Annotated in this window: 20 protein-coding genes; 3 read left to right on the top strand and 17 right to left on the bottom strand. The window is 42.4% G+C overall.

Features of this window, described 5'->3' with window-relative positions:
• The first annotated feature begins 48 nt into the window (after nucleotides 1–48).
• Nucleotides 49–600, top strand: coding sequence for a DUF2892 domain-containing protein (locus QE417_RS04775; RefSeq protein WP_311947853.1), 552 nt, complete (start codon nucleotides 49–51; stop codon nucleotides 598–600).
• Between the two features lie 55 nt (nucleotides 601–655).
• Here QE417_RS04775 and QE417_RS04770 read toward each other — a convergent pair whose 3' ends face one another.
• The 8 genes from QE417_RS04770 to QE417_RS04735 form a co-directional block, all read right to left on the bottom strand.
• Nucleotides 656–886: a hypothetical protein gene (locus QE417_RS04770; protein WP_311947851.1), complete on the bottom strand. Its 231-nt coding sequence runs from the start codon at nucleotides 884–886 to the stop codon at nucleotides 656–658.
• 145 nt (nucleotides 887–1,031) lie between these two features.
• Entirely contained in the window at nucleotides 1,032–2,756 is a 1,725-nt protein-coding gene (gene lysS, locus QE417_RS04765; RefSeq protein ID WP_311947849.1) for a lysine--tRNA ligase, read from the bottom strand.
• Between the two features lie 181 nt (nucleotides 2,757–2,937).
• Nucleotides 2,938–3,657: a DUF4397 domain-containing protein gene (locus tag QE417_RS04760; RefSeq protein ID WP_311947848.1), complete on the bottom strand. Its 720-nt coding sequence runs from the start codon at nucleotides 3,655–3,657 to the stop codon at nucleotides 2,938–2,940.
• A gap of 197 nt (nucleotides 3,658–3,854) precedes the next feature.
• Entirely contained in the window at nucleotides 3,855–5,768 is a 1,914-nt protein-coding gene (locus tag QE417_RS04755) for an AMP-dependent synthetase/ligase (RefSeq protein ID WP_311947847.1), read from the bottom strand.
• A gap of 185 nt (nucleotides 5,769–5,953) precedes the next feature.
• Complete coding sequence (locus QE417_RS04750) at nucleotides 5,954–6,280, bottom strand: HesB/IscA family protein (protein WP_157539334.1); 327 nt, start codon at nucleotides 6,278–6,280, stop codon at nucleotides 5,954–5,956.
• An 82-nt stretch (nucleotides 6,281–6,362) separates the two neighbouring features.
• Nucleotides 6,363–6,776, bottom strand: a complete 414-nt coding sequence (gene iscU / locus QE417_RS04745) for a Fe-S cluster assembly scaffold IscU (RefSeq protein ID WP_157539333.1) — start codon at nucleotides 6,774–6,776, stop codon at nucleotides 6,363–6,365.
• Nucleotides 6,777–6,914: 138 nt separating this feature from the next.
• Entirely contained in the window at nucleotides 6,915–8,126 is a 1,212-nt protein-coding gene (locus QE417_RS04740) for an IscS subfamily cysteine desulfurase (RefSeq protein ID WP_311947846.1), read from the bottom strand.
• 289 nt (nucleotides 8,127–8,415) lie between these two features.
• The gene (locus QE417_RS04735) at nucleotides 8,416–8,778 is read right to left on the bottom strand and encodes a glyoxalase (RefSeq protein WP_311947845.1); all 363 of its coding nucleotides are present in this window, start codon (nucleotides 8,776–8,778) and stop codon (nucleotides 8,416–8,418) included.
• Between the two features lie 171 nt (nucleotides 8,779–8,949).
• Here QE417_RS04735 and QE417_RS04730 point away from each other — a divergent pair, with 171 nt between their 5' ends.
• Entirely contained in the window at nucleotides 8,950–9,435 is a 486-nt protein-coding gene (locus QE417_RS04730; RefSeq protein WP_311947844.1) for a DUF4126 family protein, read from the top strand.
• On the opposite strand, the gene QE417_RS04725 is transcribed toward QE417_RS04730, so the two are convergent.
• The 7 genes from QE417_RS04725 to QE417_RS04695 all read right to left on the bottom strand — a co-directional run bounded on the left by QE417_RS04725 (nucleotide 9,432) and on the right by QE417_RS04695 (nucleotide 18,336).
• Nucleotides 9,432–10,559 carry a mechanosensitive ion channel family protein gene (locus QE417_RS04725; RefSeq protein ID WP_311947843.1) on the bottom strand — a complete coding sequence of 376 codons (1,128 nt, stop codon included), beginning with the start codon at nucleotides 10,557–10,559 and terminating at the stop codon, nucleotides 9,432–9,434. The genes QE417_RS04730 and QE417_RS04725 overlap by 4 nt on opposite strands.
• 341 nt (nucleotides 10,560–10,900) lie before the next feature.
• Nucleotides 10,901–11,305, bottom strand: coding sequence for a VOC family protein (locus QE417_RS04720; protein ID WP_311947841.1), 405 nt, complete (start codon nucleotides 11,303–11,305; stop codon nucleotides 10,901–10,903).
• Nucleotides 11,306–11,352: 47 nt separating this feature from the next.
• Nucleotides 11,353–12,264, bottom strand: coding sequence for a hypothetical protein (locus QE417_RS04715; RefSeq protein WP_311947840.1), 912 nt, complete (start codon nucleotides 12,262–12,264; stop codon nucleotides 11,353–11,355).
• 168 nt (nucleotides 12,265–12,432) lie between these two features.
• Entirely contained in the window at nucleotides 12,433–13,407 is a 975-nt protein-coding gene (locus QE417_RS04710) for a polyprenyl synthetase family protein (protein ID WP_311947839.1), read from the bottom strand.
• A gap of 23 nt (nucleotides 13,408–13,430) precedes the next feature.
• On the bottom strand, nucleotides 13,431–15,572 hold the full coding sequence (gene rnr / locus QE417_RS04705) for a ribonuclease R (RefSeq protein WP_311947838.1): 2,142 nt from the start codon (nucleotides 15,570–15,572) through the stop codon (nucleotides 13,431–13,433).
• A 274-nt stretch (nucleotides 15,573–15,846) separates the two neighbouring features.
• Entirely contained in the window at nucleotides 15,847–17,571 is a 1,725-nt protein-coding gene (locus tag QE417_RS04700; protein ID WP_311947836.1) for an ABC transporter ATP-binding protein, read from the bottom strand.
• A 63-nt stretch (nucleotides 17,572–17,634) separates the two neighbouring features.
• On the bottom strand, nucleotides 17,635–18,336 hold the full coding sequence (locus QE417_RS04695) for a 3'-5' exonuclease (RefSeq protein WP_311947835.1): 702 nt from the start codon (nucleotides 18,334–18,336) through the stop codon (nucleotides 17,635–17,637).
• A gap of 163 nt (nucleotides 18,337–18,499) precedes the next feature.
• Here QE417_RS04695 and QE417_RS04690 point away from each other — a divergent pair, with 163 nt between their 5' ends.
• Nucleotides 18,500–19,225 carry a glycosyltransferase family 2 protein gene (locus QE417_RS04690; RefSeq protein WP_311947834.1) on the top strand — a complete coding sequence of 242 codons (726 nt, stop codon included), beginning with the start codon at nucleotides 18,500–18,502 and terminating at the stop codon, nucleotides 19,223–19,225.
• A 152-nt stretch (nucleotides 19,226–19,377) separates the two neighbouring features.
• Here the strand turns inward: QE417_RS04690 and QE417_RS04685 are convergent, their stop codons facing one another.
• Both QE417_RS04685 and topA read right to left on the bottom strand, forming a co-directional pair.
• Nucleotides 19,378–19,782, bottom strand: coding sequence for a hypothetical protein (locus QE417_RS04685; RefSeq protein WP_311947832.1), 405 nt, complete (start codon nucleotides 19,780–19,782; stop codon nucleotides 19,378–19,380).
• Between the two features lie 36 nt (nucleotides 19,783–19,818).
• Complete coding sequence (topA, locus tag QE417_RS04680) at nucleotides 19,819–22,161, bottom strand: type I DNA topoisomerase (RefSeq protein ID WP_311947831.1); 2,343 nt, start codon at nucleotides 22,159–22,161, stop codon at nucleotides 19,819–19,821.
• Nucleotides 22,162–22,266 lie beyond the last annotated feature (105 nt).

Raw genomic sequence — 22,266 nt, 5'->3', positions numbered from 1 at the left:
AAACGTATAAATAAACGGATATTTGCACATTATTACAAAATACAAACGATGTCGAATATTGTTAGGTTAATTATAGCCTGTGTTATTATGGGTGCAGGCGTTACCCTGTGTGCTTTTGGTTTTTGGGGATGGGGTATATTGGTGTTTATTTTAGGCGGCCTGGTGTTGCTTACTTATTTCTTTAACGAGAATATGCTGGTAGCTCAATTTTACCTGCGTAAAGAAAACTCGGAAGAAGCTGAAAAATGGCTTTTAAAAATTAAAGATTACGAAAAAGAGTTATTTAAAGCCCAGCATGGTTATTACAATATGCTGATCGGTTTAATAGAGTCGCGCAAGGCGCCTTTAAAATCAGAGAAATATTTTAAGAAAGCTTTGCAATTAGGCATGACCATGTCGCACAATACAGCTTTGGCCAAATTAAGCCTTGCCGGTATAGCCATGGCTAAGCGTAACAAGCGCGAAGCTCAGCAATACCTTTCGGAAGCCAGCAAAGACGATAAAAACAAATTACTGGCCGACCAGATTAAAATGATGAAAGCGCAAATGGCGCAAATGGACAAACAACAGGTTCAGCGCGGCGGTTATAGGAATTTTTAAATAATGTAAACATGCAAGAAATAAAAAAGGGCTTGAATTTAATTCAAGCCCTTTTTTATTTCTCGTCGATTGTTCCAAAGTAACCTGGCTCCGAGCTGCTGTTGCGGCTTGGCTGTATGTGACGGTCGGGTACCCTGAAGTCATCTTCGGATGGATTTGAAAACTCCACCATTTTAAGTAACGACCGTACAAACGATACATTGAACTTCGTACGATCAAGTTTGATCAAAAATTCGCGATCTGTGATTTCGAGCGTTGAGTTCATATTTATATTATCAATTTTCATAAAAGTAAAATTCGTTTGTTAACCGGAAATTATGTGTGTTTTAAATTTTGGTTAAGAGATTTAATGCAAAAATGCCCTTGCCATCCGATTAAAACGGTGTGCAGGGGCATTTGTTTTGTTGTTTATGTTATCGATTACCTAATGGTTATGCAAACCAAGCCATTACACTCTCTTTTGCAGGGATAGTGAGATCCAGTTTTAGCTTTTTGCGCATACCGCCCAAATCATTAAATACCTTGTTAGGGTTGGCGGCTTTCAGGTCTTCAACCGTGTTAAAGCCCATTTTGTTTATTACCGGAACCCACTCGGCTGGTACACCAATATTTACAAAATCATCAATGGTTACCACTTTGGCTTTTTTCTCAGGGCGCATCTGCGGGAAGAACAGTACTTCCTGTATGGTGGTTTGATTGGTCATGAGCATCACCAATCGATCAATACCTATACCCAAACCCGAGGTTGGCGGCATACCATACTCTAACGAACGCAGGAAATCCTCGTCCATAGCCATAGCTTCTTCATCACCTCTGCCGGCCAGTAACAATTGCTCTTCAAAACGCTCACGCTGATCGAGCGGATCGTTCAACTCGCTGTATGCGTTGCCTATCTCTTTACCCAAAACAAACAGCTCAAAACGCTCCACCAAGCCGTCTTTGCTGCGGTGCTTTTTGGCAAGCGGTGTCATCTCGATAGGGTAGTCGGTAATGTAGGTTGGTTGTATTAGGTTGGCTTCTACCTTCGCGCTGAATATCTCGTCGATAAGTTTGCCTTTGCCCATGGTGCTATCTACCTCAATGGCTAAATCGCGGCAGGTTTGGCGTAACTGAGCCTCGTCCATTTGTGATACATCGATGTTGGTGTATTTCAAAATCGAATCATACATCGACAGTTTCTCGTACGGACCGGCAAAATTTATATCGTGCTCACCCACTTGAACCACAGGTGAACCATGCACGGCAACGGCAACTTTCTCTAAACACTCCTCAACCATGGCCATCATCCATATATAGTCTTTGTAGGCTACATATATCTCCATAGCTGTGTACTCGGGGTTGTGGGTGCGGTCCATGCCCTCGTTACGAAACATTTTACCAAACTCAAATACGCCATCAAAACCGGCTACTATTAAACGTTTAAGGTATAACTCATTGGCAATGCGCAGGTAAAGCGGCATATCCAACGTGTTGTGGTGGGTATTAAACGGCCGCGCCGCCGCACCACCATGTATAGCTTGCAGAATAGGGGTTTCAACCTCCATCCAGCCTTGCTCGCTAAAGTAATTACGCATGGTGCTAATTACTTTAGAGCGGTTGATGAATATTTGTTTGTATTCGGGGTTAACGGTTAAGTCAACATAACGCTGGCGGTAACGTAATTCAGGGTCGGTAAAGCCGTCGTAAATGTTGCCTTCATCGTCGCGTTTTACAACCGGCAACGGTTTAAGCGATTTGGCCAATACAGTAAACTCCTGTACGTGCACCGAAATTTCGCCGGTTTGGGTTAAAAATACATAGCCTTTAACACCAATATAATCACCTAAATCCAGCAGTTTTTTAAATACCGTATTATACAGGGTCTTATCCTCACCGGGGCAAATATCATCACGCTTAATGTAAATCTGTACACGGCCGGTCGAATCCTGCAATTCGGCAAAACTGGCACTACCCATAATTCGGCGCGTCATAATACGGCCGGCTATGGTAACTTCCTTGTACTTATCGGGATCGGTATTAAAATTTTCGTTGATGTCTTGTGCCCAGGCGTTCACCGGGTAGGCTTCGGCAGGGTAAGGGTCGATGCCCAGGGCGCGCAAGTTTTGTAACGATTTGCGGCGTAAAACTTCCTGCTCAGATAAAGCTGCAATACTCATAGTAAAAACGGTATTTTTTAGAGGGGCAAAGATAATGTTTTTACTGAGTAGTTGAGTGGTTGAATAGTGAGTGGTTTTACCTTTATAGGAGACGTAAGATGTGATGGAATAGGATGAGCTTTAATAAAAAGGGCCATGAACAAATGTTCATGGCCTAATAAATTGGTTTGAAAATAGTAGCTTATTGGAAATAAGCGTTCAACTGGGTTTTAGCCATAAGCTTTTTAACCTCATCAGTAGAGCCATTAATACCTTGTAACCATACGGTATAAACGCTGTTTGCAGCAAGATCTTTATCAGCAATGGTGGCTAATACAGTTGATGTGCCGGCCTGGCGAACCTGCAAAGTGTATTTGCCAACCGCCACAGATGCAAATGCCGATGCCGATTTATAAGCAATATTAGAGGCAATTACAGTACCGGTGCTGGTAACTAAATCGACATTTGGCGTGCCTGCACTTACGTGTACAAAACGTACAGAAACCTGGCCTGCAGCAGGTTTAACAATATTGTCTTTTAATAAAACAAATTCAGGGGTAGCTACCAGATTGGTAAGGTACAAGGTATATACACCATTGTTTACCAGTGTCATGGTATCTGATTTAATTTTGGTGGTTGTTCCCGCCTGGTTAAATGTTGCGGTGCGTTTGCCCACAAACGCGTTCAAATAATCTAAACCGTTTCCGTAATTAATAGCACTATTGTTTGCCCTATTTTGGTCAAGGTAAAAATCAACCGGTTGCGAATCGGGTGATGCATTGATAACCGAAATTACGGCTGATTGTGGTGCTACATAATCATCATTGTTGTCTTTTAAGCAAGAGGTTAGAGCTGTGGTGAGTAATAATAATACACCTGCAATCTTCATCTTTCCGCTAACCATTTGTGTAATGTTTTTCATTGCTTTATTAGATTTATTAAAAATGAACTTATACTAACCCATACGTAACGTTGATTTAAAACGCTACTAAGGGTTAAAATATTTTTAATAAATTTTGTTTAAGTTAAAGCAATGAAGAGGAAAGTAGTGTTGCGTGCTACGAATGAGACGAATGCTATCTGAATAAGATTAATGTAATTCGCACCATTTGTATTTATTTAATCCGCATCTACTTCCTGCGTATACATATCATCAATTACATCGGCGTACTTTTTCTCAATAACCTTGCGCTTGGCTTTAAGGGTTACGGTAAGTTCGCCATCTTCCATGCTAAAGGGATTGCGTTTTACTTTGAAGTTCTTAATGCGCTCAAATTTAGCAAGAGTGTTACTCAGCTTACGTATGTCCTGTTTTAGCCAGTCGGTAATTTGTTTATCGTCAACAAAAGCGGCAGCGTCTTTAAACCAGTCTTCAGTTAAGCCAAAAGTTTCCTGCAGTAATTCCTTAAGTGGAACAATGATGGCAGTCACATATTCGCGGCGGTCGCCAATCAGGAATATCTGCTCAATTTTAGGGCTTTTGAGATAAGCATTCTCTACCGGGGTTGGGTATATGTTTTTACCGTAGGCATTTATCAGCATGTTTTTTAAACGATCGGTAATTTGCAGGTAGCCTTTATAAAAACGACCAATATCACCGCTGTGGAACCAGCCATCTTTATCGATAGTTATACCTGTCTCTTCGGGTTTGTTCCAGTATCCTTTCATAACAGCCACGCCCTTAATAATAATTTCACCTTCGGGCGATGTAAAGTTTGGATCGCAGGAGTTGTGGGTTTGTACGGTGTATATCTTTTGGGTTTCTACATCTTGTATGCCAATTTCCGATCCCGGTAAAATACGGCCGGCCGTACCATAAACCTGGCGTTGAAACTCGGTAACACAAACCGGACCGGTGGTTTCGGTTAATCCATAACCTTCTAAAACCGGTATGCCTATGTTGCCGAAAAACTCACCCACATTTTTAGGCAGCGCACCACCACCCGAAATAAGAAACTTTAAGCGTCCGCCGGTTTTTTCTTTTATTTTACTGAACACCAGTTTATCGGCCAGTTTATGCTGATTGCGCAAGATTAATCCAGGCTTTTTACCACTTTCTTTAACCTCCCGATGTTGCGTGCCAATTTCAAAGGCCCAATTGAAAATTTTGGTTTTCATACCACCTGCATCAGCTCCATTTTTCATAGCCTTATCATGTATGCGCTCTAACAGACGCGGCACACAGTTCATAATAGTAGGTTTAACCTCCACCATGTTTTTAGCCAGCAAATCGAGGCTTTGGGCAAAGGCAATGCGGGCACCCGCACCCATACATATATAATAGGTAGCGGCCCGCTCAAATACGTGCGATAGGGGTAGGAACGACAAAAAGCAATCATCTTTATCAACAATTGAAATTTGCTCCAACCCCGCCCAAACGGTTTGTACAAAGTTGCTGTGCATCAGCATAACTCCCTTTGGTGTACCGGTTGTGCCCGATGTATATATCAAACACGACAGATCAGATGGTAAAATAGATTCGCGGCAACTGTTTATCTGGTGGCGGTATTGCTCTACTAAAGTTAAACCTTCGGTAATCACTTCTTCGAGGCTTAATACACCGGCATTGAGATTAACCTGGTCGGCATACTTCTCACAGTCTTCAAACGCCATCATAATGCGCTCTAACGACGGACAGTTATTAGCCACCTTTGCCACCTTACGTAAGAGGAACGGGCTACCCACCAGCAAAGTCTTCATCTCCGAATCATTAATAATGTATTCGGTCTCAGCTTCGGTAAGGGTAGGGTAGATGGATGTATTTACAGCGCCAATTTGTTGAAGCGCCTGGTCGTAATAAATGTAATCTGGCCCGTTCTCAATCACCAGCCCCAAGCGGTCGCCTTTGCGCACACCCATGTGCAGAAACCACGCCGATATGGCATCGATTTTAATTAATGCTTCACGGTACGATATATCAACCCATTTATCTTTCACCTTATCGGTTAAAAACGGGTGCGTATCGGGGTGAATATGGGCAACAATATGGCGTAAGAGTTGAGGAATAGTTTGAGGCTTTTTAACCGGGTTCATTAAGTTTAAGTGGTTATAATTAGTTTAACAAACTTATGGTATGTTGTTTATATTAACAATACGCAATTTAGTAATGGCGAAATGTTCGTAGAGACACAATACTTTATGTGTCCCAATTGTTTTAAAACAACAAAAAAGGCGCTTTGCAGCGCCTTCTATCATTTGAAAGAATAATAAAAATGAAATTATACCGAGAAGCTTTCGCCGCATCCACAGGTGCGACTGGCGTTAGGGTTTATAAAATTAAAACCTTTGCCGTTCAACCCGTCCGAAAAGTCGAGTTCGGTACCGGCCAGGTATAAAAATGATTTCATATCCAGTGCAATACGCAAGCCTTTGTCTTCAAAAAACTGGTCGCCTTTTTTCTCCTCGTTATCAAAGTCCATGTTGTAAGACAGGCCCGAGCAACCACCACCTTGTACCGATACGCGTAAAAAATACGACGAATCGAGGTTAGCATCCTGCATCAGGTGGTCTATCTTATCTTTTGCTTTATCTGTTACGGTAACCATAATTGTTGTCAGTTGTGGGTTGCGTGTTGTCTGTAAGATGCAGTTCCCCACAACTCACAACCGATAACACACAACTCAAATATTAATGGTGCGATTTTTCAAGCTCGATAGGAGCCAGGCCGTTTTTAACGCGGTAATCGTTAATGGCGGCTTTAATAGCATCCTCTGCTAAAACCGAGCAGTGAATTTTAACTGGTGGAAGGGCAAGCTCTTCAACAATGTCCATATTGTCAATAGCCATTGCATCGTCTATTGATTTTCCTTTTAACCACTCGGTAGCTAACGATGAAGATGCGATAGCCGAACCGCAACCAAAGGTTTTGAATTTGGCATCGGTAATTACGTTGTTATCGTCAACCTCAATTTGCAGGCGCATTACGTCGCCACACTCAGGGGCACCAACTAAGCCGGTACCTACTTTGTGGCTGCTTTTATCTAAAGTACCCACGTTGCGTGGGTTGGTGTAATGGTCAATTACTTTATCTGAATAAGCCATAGCGTTTTTTATTTCGAATTTCGAATGTTCAATTTCGAAATTGTTGTTTATAATTTATTTATAATCTGATAATCTACTTCTCAAATCAAATGCCAACCTCAAATTCGAAATTGAACATTCGAAATTCGAAATCAACAATTAATGTTCTGCCCACTCAATTGAGTTTAGGTCGATGCCTTCTTTAAACATTTCCCACAGCGGAGAAAGGTCGCGAAGGTGTGTTACGGCCTTTTTGGTTACCTCTATAGCGTAATCAACCTCTTCTTCGGTTGTAAAACGGCCTAAGCCAAAACGGATAGAAGAATGTGCCAAATCGTCAGACAAGCCCAAGCTTTTCAATACGTATGATGGCTCTAACGATGCAGAAGTACAGGCCGAGCCTGATGATACTGCCAAATCTTTCATGGCCATCATCAAACCTTCGCCTTCAACATATTTAAAAGAAATATTGGCTACGTGCGGTAAGCGGTGCTCCTGGTTACCGTTTACATAGCTTTCTTCTAAAACGGTTAAAGCCGACTGTAATTTATCGCGCAGGGCTGATAAACGTATTGCTTCACTTACCATTTCATTATAAGCAATTTCGCAGGCTTTACCTAAGCCTACAATGCCCGGTACGTTAAGAGTACCCGAACGCATACCACGCTCATGGCCGCCACCGTCCATTTGGGCAGTAACTTTAACACGTGGTCCTTTACGGCGAACGTATAAAGCGCCAACACCTTTAGGGCCGTACATTTTGTGAGCCGATAAGGCCAGCAGGTCAATACCATCGCGGTTAACATCAACCGAAATTTTACCAACGGCCTGTGTCGCATCGGTCATAAATAATGCGCCATGTTTGTGGGCAATGTCGGCAATTTCTTTAACCGGTTGTATAACACCAATTTCGTTGTTGCCATACATGATCGATACCAGGATGGTTTCAGGAGTCATGGCTGCTTCAAGCGCAGCCAGGTCTACCAAACCATCTTCTTTTACATTAAGATAAGTAACCTTGCCGCCCAGTTTTTCAACGTGCTTGCAAGCATCTAAAACAGCTTTGTGTTCAGTAACGGCGGTAATAATGTGGTTGCCTTTATCTTTATACATTTCGAAAACACCTTTGATAGCCAGGTTATCTGACTCGGTTGCGCCCGAAGTAAAAATGATCTCTTTTTCGCTGGCACCAATCAGCTTGGCTACCTGCTCGCGAGCATAGTCAACACCTTCTTCGGCTACCCAGCCAAAATGGTGGTTACGGCTGGCCGCATTACCAAATTTCTGAGTAAAGTAAGGTATCATAGCTTCCAGCACCCGTGGGTCCATAGGTGTGGTTGCGTTATTATCTAAATATATGGGAAGATTCATGTTCCTGATGATTAACTATACAAAGATATACAAACTTTTATTTTAATAATACACTAAGTAAGTAGGGTAAGTCATGTTTTTGCCATTATTTAGTGAGTGAATAGCAACTTGTGAATAAATAATCGGTTGGTTTTGAATTCTTGACCGGATAATGCCTGATTTAGGCATTATCCATCTAAACTGTCCTGTTTATTTTTTTTCTGCTGAAAATCATAAAATTGCCCTAAAAGTCCTCTTTTTTTCGTGCTGTTCAATTTATTGTTTCATGAAATGTGTTGGATATAAAAATTTACACGAACTCACCAAAATGCCATAAAACTCCTGATGGATCATGCACAAAGCACTCACGGCCCCATGCTTGATTACGTATAGGTACGATCTTTACATCTTCATACTTTTGGGTAAGGTTAAGCTTTTGCAAGTCTGCCCAAAAGGCCGATAGATCTTCAACCTCCAGGAAAATCATCGTATTATCGATCCAGTCTTTAACATAAGCGTTTTGCAGGTAAAATGCCTCGGTACCGGTTTTAAAAACACTAAGTTTGGGCTCCAGTACCGTTTCTTCGAAACCTAAATCGCGGTAAAAGCTTCGTGATATTTCAAAGTTTTTTGAGCCTATAAACGGCCGTATTGATTTTGCCCTGTGTTGCATAGCAGATTTTTTCGATTGTATTATATTAATGCAAGATAACGTTTGACTGTTAAACGTTGTGCATTAAATGTTTTCTTTAACAATTCAGCTATTGCTACAGTTACAAACTGCCGTTGCAGTAAAACACTAATTACTGTTGTAATGTAGTAATGGTAAATAGATATCTACCATATGTCATTCAAAATATCAAAACCACTTTGGCAAGCCGTTAGCCTGGGCGCTATTGCCGGTAGTAGGGCTATGTCGGCACCTGCTATTACCAGTCATATCTTAAGTCATCATCAAACCGATAATTTAGCAAATTCACCTTTAAAATTTATGCAATCGGGTAAAACTGCTACGGCGTTCAAACTCTTGGCTTTTGGTGAATTTGTAGGTGATAAATTGCCCACCGCACCCAACCGCATTGCTTTACCCGGGTTAACCGGTCGGTTTTTAACAGGAGCATTGGCTGGTGCCAGTGTTTACAAGGCAGGTGGGGGTAAAGCCTACCTGGGTGCTATATTGGGCGGAAGCGCAGCCCTGCTATCATCCTTTGGTTGTTTTTACCTGCGTAAAGCAACTGTAAAAAGCACTAAAATATTAGACCCACTCATTGGCGGACTTGAGGATGCACTGGTAATAGGTGCAAGTGCGGGGTTAGCAAAATCGGCCTAAATACTGGCTTCGGGCAATGCCTGCGGAAACTTATCGGCATAGTCTGTCCGAATTTTGGGCAGGCTGCCGGGATAGTTTTCCTGTATGTAAGTGATCATGTTTTCGCGAATAAAACAGCGCAGGTCAAACGCGTCCGACGAGTTGCGGGCGCTTACCAGCATGCGTATCTCAATGGTGCGCTCTTTGGCATCGGTGAGTTGTAAAACCTGTACTTTACCGTCCCACAGTTTGGTAAGTGTTAGTAACCGCTCAAACTCGGTACGCAATGGTTGCATAGGTATGGAGTAATCCATATAGATGAACACGGTGCCAATAATATCGGCCGATATGCGCGTCCAGTTTTGAAAAGGCTTTTGAATGAAGTAGTTAATAGGTAAAATTAACCGGCGCTGGTCCCAAATACGTAATACCACGTAGGTGAGGGTTATATCTTCAACTCGTCCCCATTCGCCCTCAACCACCAGTACATCATCAATGCGTATAGGCTGCGTAAAAGCCAGTTGCATACCCGCCAGTAAGTTACCCAGCGAATTTTGGGCTGCAAAACCAATAATGATACCACCAATACCCACACCTGTAAGTAAGCCTGTACCCAGTTTGCGGAAACTCTCAAAGCTTAACAATACCAATGCAATGGTTACAAATACAATGATAGCCACCACCAACTTTCGTAAAAACTTGAGCTGTGTGCGTATTTTTCGTTCTTTAAGGTTATCGGCCTTGTTCAGGTCGTAAAAATGATAAACGTAATCTTCTAAAACCCTAATGGCTCGAGTAAGCAATACGGCAAATGATATAACGAGCAGAATACTTACACACCGGTCTAAAAAATTATAGTAGATTTTATTCATCCTCATAAGCGGCATCATAAGTTTAAATACAAATAGGGGGATGAAATAGCCTATGGGCCAGCTCAGGTGTTTTACAAACGACCCGAAAAAAGAGTAATTATTTCGTTGGGAGTAAATACGCAATAGGCGCGACGTAATAAATTTTATAACAAGGCCAATAACAGTTGCGGTTACCCAAATGCAAAAGTTCCACAATAGCGGATGCATTTGTTTTGATATTTCGAGTACTTCGGGCGGTAAATGGTTTCCAATTTGCAGCGGTAGTAACATCATAACCTTTTTAATGCCATAATTACATTATTGTTTTGGTTATGCAAAGAATGTAACAATTAACAGGATTTGCACAACATTTACGGGTGGATTTAAGTTATATAATATCAGACTTAAAGCCACAGTAAATCAGTACAATAGGTTTGTCAAACTACCGTAAAAGCAAAGAGAGTGTGTAGGTTAGTTGATAATTAATTAATATTTTTGCGTTGTAATATTAACATAGCTGCAAGCCGTGTTAATTAAAGAGACTTCTTTGTAAAGTAGAGGTGATTGTTTTAGAGTGATTGAGCAGGCCGCAGATGAAAATCTCCGGCCTGTTTTGTTTTCAAGTATATATCAGTTTATTCAGCAGTTGCATCTTCTGCCGGTTCATCTTTCGGTTCCCAAAGCTCTATGATGTTGCCTTCAGGATCGAGGATATGAATAAATTTTCCGTAATCATATTCAGCAATTTCATCAACAATGGTTACGTTGTTGGCTTTTAGTTCTTCCACCAGCGCCACCAGATCGGCCACCCGGTAATTGATCATGAAAGGCTTGGTTGATGGGTTGAAGTATTTGGTATCTGCCGGGAACGGGTTCCAAACAGTAGTACCTTTCTTAGATGCATCATCAACCTCCAGCCAATCAAATGTGGTACCATAAGCGCTGGTAGGCAAACCAAGGTTTTGAGCGTACCACTCATTTATAGCTTTCGGGTCTTCACTTTTAAAAAATATACCGCCAATGCCTGTTACTTTTTTCATGTTTGTGTTTTGTTTAGTGGTATGAAGATAGGAAATAGGCGGGAATGTTATTTATAAATTTGCTTCAATTCGTTGTTCTTATAAACATATGCACCTGATGAGCCTGTTAAAATAATGTTGCCAAGCTGTGATTTTTGCATTTCAAAATCAACACCCTCGGGCAGTATAATTTCTTTCTTGATCTTTTCATTGCTAATAACAGCAAAATACAAATCCATACCTCCCTTTGCCGGCCCCGCTACAAATAAGTGATCTTTCTTTTGTTCGATGTAATAAATGCGATAGGCCTTTGTAAAACGAATCAATGTGTCAATAGAATACTTACCGCGATCTACACAAAGTGCATCATCATATTCACTATCATGAATGGAATATTTGCCGGCTGAAACAGTATTTGTTTGATTATCGTTAGGCTGTATCTTAATAAATTGCCAATTACGTCTCGGGTTAGTGCCGGATAACTGATAAACCGTGTTCTCGAATTGTGTAGAAATTGCTAATGTTTGATGAGGTTTAGAATAAAAATGATAAGGGAAAAATACAGATGTATTAAAAGTGTATTCTGTCCAGGTTTTGCCTTCATTTGCCGATTTATACATACGGCAGTAACTTGCTTCATGTATACCTTTCCATCTTTCTAAAGCCCACCAAATGCCTTTATCGTCAATGGTTAGCTCATCTATTCTGAAAATATTTTTGGCTATCCATTTCCATGTTTTGCCTCCATTGGTACTGTACTCTAAGCCAATTGAACGTCTCAGCAGAATGATCGTATCTTTTGATAATTCAACTGCACTATATATGGTGCGGTCTTCTTTTGCTTCGGCAAGTTGTATATCCCATAAAATTTTAAGCGAATCCCTATTTAACTTAGGTTCGGGCTCTTGTTTGGGTAATGATATATTTCGTTTACAGGAAACGATGGACAAAAAAAGGAATAACAGGTGATTGGCTTTCATTTAATTAGTAAGCACAAGATAGCTTATTGTACCAGTAAAATGAAAGGTTACTTCTATATGTCTATAATTGTGAGAGACGAAGCAAAATCACTATACATGGTCGCTGTGAATTCGCAGAGATTGCTTCGTTCCTCGCAATGACGGTTGAGGAATTTTAGACGAGATAGCTTATTTCTCCCTCACCATCAACCCATCAGCAAAGCTGCGCAAATACTGCTTCTTGTCTTCGGAAATTGAAAGTTTATCCAAAGCCTCAAAGCCAATAGCCGCGTAATTTTGCATGGCTTCTTCGGCCTTTTGCCTGATGTTTAATGTATTGTAAACCGATGTTACGGCCGTTACTTTTTCAGCGGCATTAAAATCAACTGCGTTGATCCATTGGTTAAGAGCTTGTTTTTCATCGGCATCAGCCAACTCGAGGGCTTTAATGAGCAGGAAGGTTTTTTTGTTGGAGATAATGTCGCCGCCAACCTGTTTACCAAATTTTTCAGGGTCGCCGTAAACATCTAAAATGTCGTCCTGCAATTGGAAAGCAATGCCCAATTGTTCGCCAAAGGTGTAGAGCAGGCTTGCATCCTCATCGCTGGCACCACCAATTAGAGCACCTATATTAAGCGCTCCGCCCAGCAATACTGCTGTTTTAAGGCGGATCATGTTGATGTAAGCATCTATTTCAACCTCGCTTTGCTGCTCAAAATTCATGTCGAATTGCTGGCCTTCGCATACGCCAACGGCTGTGTTGCTGAAAATTTCGAGCACGCGGCGCAAAATACTGTCGTCTACCTGCATTATGAGCTTGTAGGCTTCAACCAGCATTACATCGCCCGAAAGGATGCCCGTGTTAGGGTTCCACTTTTCGTGAACGGTAGCTTTGCCGCGGCGCAGGGGGGCGTTGTCCATAATATCATCATGCACCAGCGTAAAGTTGTGGAACACTTCGATAGCGAGGGCAGGGGGCAGGGCTTTTTTAACGTCGCCGCCAAACATGTCGCAGGCCATCAGTAACAGGGCAGGGCGCATACGCTTGCCGCCAAGGGCCATAATATAAGTGATGGGCTCGTATAATTCAGAGGGTTGCGCAGGAAACGACAGTTGGTTAACCGCATCCTCTATCAGTAGCTGTAAATCTTGTAATTTATTCATAAAAACAGGCGTGCCGGTAAAAATTAATCCAGCACTAACGAAAAATCAATTTGCTTTTTGGTAAGATCTACGTTTTTTACTTTAATTCTCACTTCATCGCCCAGTTGGTAAACTTTCTTTTTACGCTGACCAATAATGGCGTAATTTTTCTCGTCTAAGGTATAAAAGTCGTCTGATATATCGCGCAGCCTCACCATGCCTTCACAATTATTTTCGATGATCTGTACGTACATGCCCCACTCGGTAACCCCCGAAATAACGCCGGTAAACTCGCTTCCAATATTATTTTGAAGATACTCAGCCTGTTTGTATTTAACCGACGAACGCTCGGCATCGGCCGCTTTTTTCTCCATTTCGGAGCTGTGCTTGCACAACACTTCGTAATGCTCGGCATTTACCGGCTGTCCACCGTTTAAATAATGGAACAATAATCGGTGCACCATTACATCAGGGTAACGGCGTATGGGCGAGGTAAAGTGCGTATAATGATCAAATGCTAAACCATAGTGGCTACTGCTTTTGGTGGTGTAAACCGCCTTAGCCATAGAGCGTATAGCCAGTTGGGTAAGCACATTCTGCTCTTTTTTGCCCTCCACGTCGGCCATTAAATGATTGAGCGATTTAGCGATCTCCCTATCCGATTTCATATTAATACGGTAGCCAAACCTGGCGGCAAACTGGGCAAAGTTACCCAGCGTTTCGGGGTTAGGGGCATCGTGGGCACGGTATACAAAGGGGTACTTGTGTTTTCCTTTCCCTTTTTTGCTTACAAACTCGGCCACTTTACGGTTAGCCAACAGCATGAAGTCTTCAATCAGCTTGTGTGCATCCTTACGTTCTTTTACATAAACGCCAATGGGTTTGCCTTGCTCATCCAGTTTAAACTTAACCTCGGTGCTTTCAAAGCTGATGGCTCCGTTTTTAAATTTCTGTTCGCGTAGTTTATAGGCCAGTGCATTTAAGGTTTTTATTTCTTCCAGGTATTCGCCTTCGCCGGTTTCTATAATTACCTGCACTTCTTCGTAAGTAAAGCGGCGGTTGGAGTGGATAACGGTTTTACCAAACCATTCATTCAACACATGCCCGGCATCATCCATTTCAAATACAGCCGCAAAACACAACTTATCTTCATGCGGACGAAGTGAACACAGCCCGTTCGACAGGCGCTCGGGCAGCATAGGAATTACCCGGTCTACCAAGTAAACTGATGTGGCACGCTGAAAAGCTTCTTTATCCAAAGCCGAATCGGGGATAATGTAGTGTGCCACGTCGGCAATATGCACACCAATTTCGTAGTTGCCATTTTCCAGTTTTTGGAATGAGATGGCATCGTCAAAATCCTTGGCATCAAAGGGGTCGATGGTGATGGTAAGCACCTCACGAAAATCGCGGCGTTTGGCAATTTCTTCGGCTGTAATGGCCTCAGATATTTCGTTAGCCTCTTCCTCCACCTCTTTAGGGAAGGTGAGCGGGAAACCGTACTCGGCCAAAATGGCGTTCATTTCGGTATCGTTTTCGCCTTGAGTACCTAAAATGGTTTTGATAGTGCCGATGGGGTTTTTAGCCTGCGGCGGCCAATCGGTTATAGCAGCTACGGCTTTCATCCCGTTTTTGGCGCCATTAAGATCGCTCAGCGGAATAAAAATATCGTGCAGCATCTTGCGGTCATCCGGAATAAAAAAGGCAAAACGCTCGGAAATTTTGACGATGCCTGTAAACTCCATTTTGGCGCGCTTGATAATTTCTACCACTTCGCCCTCTTTGCGTTTACCCTTGCTTTTGGCGTAAACGTAAACTTTTACACGGTCGCCGTTAAGGGCGGTGCGCACTTTGCGGGGGGCAACAAATATGTCGTTCTCAAACTCGTCATCAGTAACAATAAATGCCGAGCCATCGGTGGTCATATCAACCCGGCCTTCTACAAAGGTTTTAAGCTCTACCAGTTTAAACTTACCTGCCGATACCTCCTGCAGGGTTTGGTTTTTACTTTGTTCCTTTAAAATTTCGAGAATGGTTTGGCGCGAATCCGTGTCGAGGATATTGAGCTTGGCCGAAACCTGTTTATAGTTAAGCGCTTCTTTTCCTCCGTTATGTTCAAAAACATCAAGTACCAATTGGGTAAGTACCTGTTTAACAGAAGGCGCAGTATTTTTCTTTTTAGACATTGGTTTAACAGTGTGGTGCTAATATAAGCTATGGCTTAAACCGGGTATAAGGCCTCGTGCGATTCCCCTCTTAAGAGGGATGCAGAGGTGTGTCAGTTTTTTAGAATAGTTTGAATGACACACCCCTGCCAATGCTCAAAGCTGCCCGCCCCCTTTCAAGAGGGTAATTAAGCAACTCGCTTGGGTGCTAATATACGCAACGTTGTGCATACATAGCTTTTATGTAAATGATAACAATAATGTGCCGCTAAAGTTGTAGCTATGGTTATCTAAATTAAATGTTAATTTGTGGGATGGATGCGATAAGCTTTTGTGTATAAGGCGTTTTTGGGTTAAGATAGAGCTCCTGTGCATCGGCAATTTCTTCGATCTGGCCTTTGTTGATCACCATAATACGGTCGGATATATGCTTGATAACCGATAAATCATGCGAGATGAAGATATAGGTTAAGCCTAAATCGCGTTGCAGGTCTTTGAGCAAATTTAGTATTTGCGCCTGTACCGATACATCCAGCGCCGAAACTGATTCATCGCAAATGATAAACTCAGGCTCCAGAGCCAGTGCTCGCGCAATAACCACACGCTGCCGTTGCCCGCCCGAAAACTCATGCGGGTAGCGGTTAAAATGTTCGGGTAATAAGTTTACCCGTTGCAGCAGTTCCATTACTTTTTGACGGCGTTGGGTGTCATTTCCGTGCAGGCTATGTACCTGCATAGGTTCCATTAATAATTGCCCAATGGTTTGCCGCGGATTTAAAGAAGAGTAAGGGTCTTGAAAGATGATCTGCATTCGGCGGCGCATTTGCCTTATGTCAGCAGAGGATAGTTTGCGAAGGTCTGTATCCTTGTAAATAATACTTCCTGATGTAGGTTCAACAAGGCGAAGTATGCTCCGGCCAAGCGTAGTTTTTCCACTGCCCGATTCGCCCACCAGCCCTAAAGTTTCGCCTGGATATACCTCAAAGCTGATATTGTTTACCGCTTTAATATATTCTTTTTTTGATGATAACCAACCCGAATTAACCGGAAACCAGGTGCAAAGATTGTTTACTTTAAGTAGAGGTTGCTTACTGTATAACAATTGTTTATGATGCTCTATCTCTACCGTTGAATAAGCATTATTTTCTTCAATGCTATTGATGCCTTGTCCGGTACTATTCAAACTGCCATCAGCCTCAACCTTTAAAAAATCGCTGATTACTGGCAGGCTTTTCAAATGCTTTTGTACCGAAGGACGGCAGGCCAGCAAGCCTTTTGTGTAGGGATGCTGCGGGTTAGCAAATATCTCTTTTGCCAAGCCTTGTTCTACCGCTTCACCTCTGTACATTACCAAAACCTCGTTGGCTACCTGGCTAACCACGCCCAAATCATGAGAGATGAAGAGCAACCCCATATTACGTTCGGCTTGTAATTTGAGTAGCAGATCGGTGATTGTTTTTTGTACGGTTACGTCGAGCGCTGTGGTTGGCTCATCGGCAATTAAAAGCTCTGGGTTGCAGGATAGGGCCATGGCTATCATTACCCGCTGGCGCTGCCCGCCCGATAGCTGGTGGGGGTAACTATCAAAAATGGTTTCGGCACGGGGAAGCTGTACTTCGTTAAACAGGCTGATAGCTTCGGTGCGAGCTTCCTTTTTACTTAATTTCCGGTGTAAACGGATGGCTTCAGTAATTTGCACACCGCAGGTAAGCACCGGGTTAAGGGAGGTCATGGGCTCCTGAAAAATCATAGCTATACGGTTGCCTCGTAGGGCGCGCATATCAGGTTCGGGCATTTGGGTAATGTTAATGCCATCAAAAGTAATATCCCCTGTAATGCGGGCTTGCTGTTCATTCAGCAAACGCATAATCGCCAGCGAGGTCACTGATTTTCCCGAACCGGATTCGCCCACAATACCCAAAGTTTCGCCCTGTTTTATGCTGAACGATATGCCTTTAACAGCCTCAAACCAGCCATTGGCCGTTTTAAAGCTGATATGCAAATTGTTAACGTGGAGCATAGGGCGGATGTAAATATTAAGTCGTTTGGCTCAATATAGCTTTTTTAGGGCAGAGAAATACTATCAATCAACAATAGTGATCATATCTTCATCAATCAAATCTTCGCCTTTAAAACGTTTGAGTAACTGCGCTGTGGCTACTACATCTTTTTGACAATAGATGCATATACGCTCCAGTTGGTTATCGATCCAATAAACATGACCAACCATGCTGCCATCAATATCATCTTTAGGAGTAGGTATATTGAATATAGCGGTCATTAAATTTAAAGAAGTGAAGTTTTTGTAATCGCCAAACTTCCAAAGTTCCATTGTGTCGAGGTGGCAAATTTCCCAGGGCTTTTTGCCTGCAATCTGCAGTTGCAATGGCAGCCTGATACCATTAACCAACATACGGCGGCACATGTAAGGGAAGTCGAACTCTTTGGCGTTGTGCCCGCATAATACGAGGTTATGCGACCTTTTGCTCAGCATTGTCGCAAAATTACTCAAAAGCTCTTCCTCATTGTGCGACGCGAATGATTTTACCCTGAAACCACCTTCGCGCGTAAACATCCCAACCGATATGCAAATAATCTTACCAAACTCGGCCTGTATACCCGCGTTGCGGTAAAAATCCTCGGAGGTTTCTTCTTTGCGCTGGTAGGTGGTTTTTTTATCCCACAAAACTTTCAAATGCTCCGGAACCTCGGCGTAGCTGCTATACTGAGGCACGGTTTCAATATCAATTACCATGAGGTTGTACCAGTCCAGATTGTCGAGCATAATTGAAGGAGTTTAAAGGAGTGCAAAGTAAAGGATTTTTGCGGAGGATGTATTGCTTATTGTATTTGCAAACCAACTTTCGGCTAAGCGCAATATTTGTTGTAAGTTTGCCCCGTATAGCAAGCTACTTGCTACTGTATAAGGTAGTGATTAAGAAAAGTTTATGGTAATTAGTAAATTATCGATAGTAATTCCGGCCTACAATGAAGGTCGTACTATCCATCTCATATTAGATAAAGTTAAGGCTGTTGAGCTTGTTAATAATATTACAAAAGAGGTAATTATCGTAAATGATTGCTCAACCGACGATACCGAACAAGCGGTTGAACGCTATCGACTTGCTAATCCCGGACTTAACATTCAGTACTATAAACACGAAGTAAATAAAGGAAAAGGGGCTGCCCTGCATACCGGTATATCAAAAGCCACCGGCGAATACCTCATTATCCAGGATGCCGATTTGGAATACGACCCCGAAGAATATAATGATCTGCTGAAACCTGTAGTAAACGGCTTTGCCGATGTGGTTTACGGTTCGCGCTTTATGGGTAGTAACCCGCACCGCATCCTGTTTTTTTGGCATACCATAGGTAACCGCTGGTTAACCTTTGCTTCCAATATGTTCTCTAACCTCAACTTGACTGACATGGAGACGTGTTATAAGTTGTTCAATACCAATATAGTACAAAGCCTTAACTTAACCGAAAAGAGATTTGGTTTTGAACCCGAAGTAACCATCAAAATGTCTCGCATACCCCATATCCGTATTTATGAGGTGGGTATCTCGTACTACGGCCGTACTTATTATGAGGGTAAAAAAATAGGATGGAAGGATGGCGTGAGAGCTATCTTTTGTATTTTGAAGTTTGGATTGTTTAAGGCTAAATAGAGATTTTTCTCCGCTTGTCATTTCGACGTTAGGAGAAATCTTTTCTAAGCGATAAACCGTCTTGTTCGAAAAGATTTCTCGTTATCACTCGAAATGACAATTTTTATAAGAAATTCTGCCTATTCCATAAATTCTAAAAATTCTGGTTCAGACTATCTAATCATCACCCCAACCTTATTCAAAACCGGCAATTTTATAAAATTGCTATCAACTATACTTTCAGGCAAAAAGATGAACTTCTTATCATAAATGTCTTTGCCAATATAGTAGCTCACCCAGTACTCATTATTTAAACCGAAAGTTGCTTCATCAATAGGTTCAATTAATGCAGATGCTCCGGCTTCTACCAAAGGCATCATGTGGCGTAGTACAGAAGTTTTTACCTGTTCGCCGTCTTTTTCGCCATAACCTTTGGAGGTAACCAATACGTTCTCAATGGGCTGGTCTTTCAGGTTAATGAGGTAAACGTACCATATTTTACTTTCCGGAGTTTCTTTTTCCAGTGCAACAGCTACGGCAATGTCTTCAACTATATTTTTTGACAGATCTTTTAACATATTAAACTAAAAACGCCTGTTGCCAGGCGTGTTGTATTATTTTTTCTTGGCAAATTTCTTTCCTGCCGGTTTCTTGGCTTTCGGGTCTTTTTCCATGGCATCGGCTAAGGCCTTGCACTCTTCGTAGGTTAGTTCCAAAGGCTCTTTCCCTTTAGGTATTTTAACGTTGAGTTTGCCAAATTCGATGTATGGTCCCCAGCGGCCATTCAATATTTTAACATCCGGGTTTTCATCAAATGTTTTGATGAGCTTTTCGGCATCTTTCTTACGTTTCTCTTCAATGATCTCGATAGCCTGAGGCTCGCTCACGCTCATCGGGTCAACACCCTTTGGTAACGAGTAAAATGCGCTATTATGACGAATGTAGGGGCCGAACTTACCAATGGCAACCGTCATGTCTTTCTCTTCAAACACACCTACTTTTTTAGGCAGCTTGAACAATTCCAAGGCTTCTTCTAAAGTAATGGTTTCGATCATTTGCCCCGTGCGCAGGCTGGCATACTGAGGCTTTTCTTCCTCGTTGTCGCTATCGCCAATTTGCACGAACGGACCAAAGCGGCCAATACGTACCGACATCTTTTTTCCACTCTCTGGGTGAACGCCTAATTCGCGCTCGCCACGGGCTTTTTCGGCAGTTTGTATAGTACTTTCAACACCTTCATGAAAAGGTGTGTAAAAGTCTTTTAACATGGCTGTCCATTCGGTTAATCCCTGAGCTATTTCGTCAAACTGTTTTTCAACGTTGGCAGTAAAATGGAAATCGACGATGCCATTAAAATGTTGTACTAAAAAGTCGTTCACCACGGCACCAATATCGGTAGGGAAGAGCTTATTTTTTTCGGCACCGGTATTTTCGGTCTTTTGCTCGTGCTTAACGGCCTTATCTTTCAGCGTCAATACGCGATAGTTACGGGTTTTACCTTCGCGTTCTTCTTTTACCACATAGCCGCGGTTTTGCACGGTTGAAATGGTAGGAGCGTAGGTAGACGGTCGGCCTATACCCAATTCTTCCAGCTTTTTAACCAAACTGGCCTCGGTATAACGCGCTGGTGGACGAGAATATCGCTCCGTGGCCGTCATTTCCTGTAAAGCAAGTAACTGGCCTTTGGTTAAAGGCGGCAATATTGCGCTGTCTCCATCCTGATTATCATCCTCGTCCTCATCATCATGAGATTCGAGGTAAACTTTTAGGAAGCCGTCAAACTTCATTACTTCGCCGTTGGCAACCAAATCTTCGGAGCGGGATGATATATCAATTTTGGCCGTTGTTTTTTCAAACTGGGCTTCGCTCATTTGCGATGCTATGGAACGTTTCCAAATCAATTCATATAAACGTTTCTCTGAGTTATCACCATCAATGGTATGCTCATTAAAGTACGTAGGACGAATAGCCTCGTGTGCCTCCTGTGCACTGGCCGATTTAGTTTTGAATTTACGATGCTGATAATATTTATCGCCGTAGGCCGATGTAATTTGTTGTTGTGCAGCTTGTAAGGCCGTGTCAGATAAATTAACACTATCGGTACGCATGTAAGTTATCTTACCCGATTCATACAGCTTTTGCGCTACCGACATGGTGCGCGATACGGAGAAACCCAGCTTACGACTTGCTTCCTGCTGTAAGGTTGACGTGGTGAACGGTGCGGCTGGAGAGCGTTTTGTTGGGCGTGTTTCGAGCGATTTAACGGTGAAAGCGGCATCAATACAATCCTGCAAAAACTTTTCGGCCTGAGCCTGCTCGGCAAAGCGTTCTGGCAGTTCGGCTTTAAAGGCATCGCGGCCTTTGCCAAATATGGCTACTATGCGGAAAGCAGCTTCGGCAGTAAATTTATTGATCTCGCGTTCGCGCTCTACAATTAAACGCACAGCTACCGATTGTACACGACCGGCCGATAATGATGGTTTAACTTTTTTCCATAATACAGGAGAAAGTTCAAAACCTACCAGGCGATCTAAAACACGGCGTGCCTGCTGGGCATTTACCAGGTTATAATCAATAGTGCGCGGATTTTCGATGGCCCGCATAATAGCCGGCTTGGTAATCTCATGAAAAACGATGCGCTTTGTTTTGTCGTTCTTTAACCCTAAGGTTTCAAACAAGTGCCATGATATGGCTTCTCCCTCGCGGTCCTCATCGGATGCGAGCCAAACCATCTCGGCCTCCTTAGCTAACTTCTTCAACTCGCTTACTACCTGCTTTTTATCAGCCGGAACTTCATAGCGTTGGGCAAAGTTATTAGGTATATCAATGGCATCTTCCGATTTAACCAAATCGCGGATATGTCCGTAACTTGATTTTACCGTGAAGTCTTTACCAAGGTATCCTTCAATGGTTTTGGCTTTCGCCGGTGATTCAACTATGAGTAAATTTTTAGCCATTAAGTGCTTGTTATATTCTGCAAATAAACACAAAGAATGTGAAACACAAATTTCTGTTCGCTATTATTTTCATAATTGCAACAGTAATAGTACATAAATGTTAGG

The organism is Mucilaginibacter terrae (assembly GCF_031951985.1).
Taxonomy (GTDB): domain Bacteria; phylum Bacteroidota; class Bacteroidia; order Sphingobacteriales; family Sphingobacteriaceae; genus Mucilaginibacter; species Mucilaginibacter terrae_A.
The sequence above is the reverse complement of the archived record's forward strand: the minus strand, read 5'-3'. Positions and strand labels throughout refer to the sequence as shown.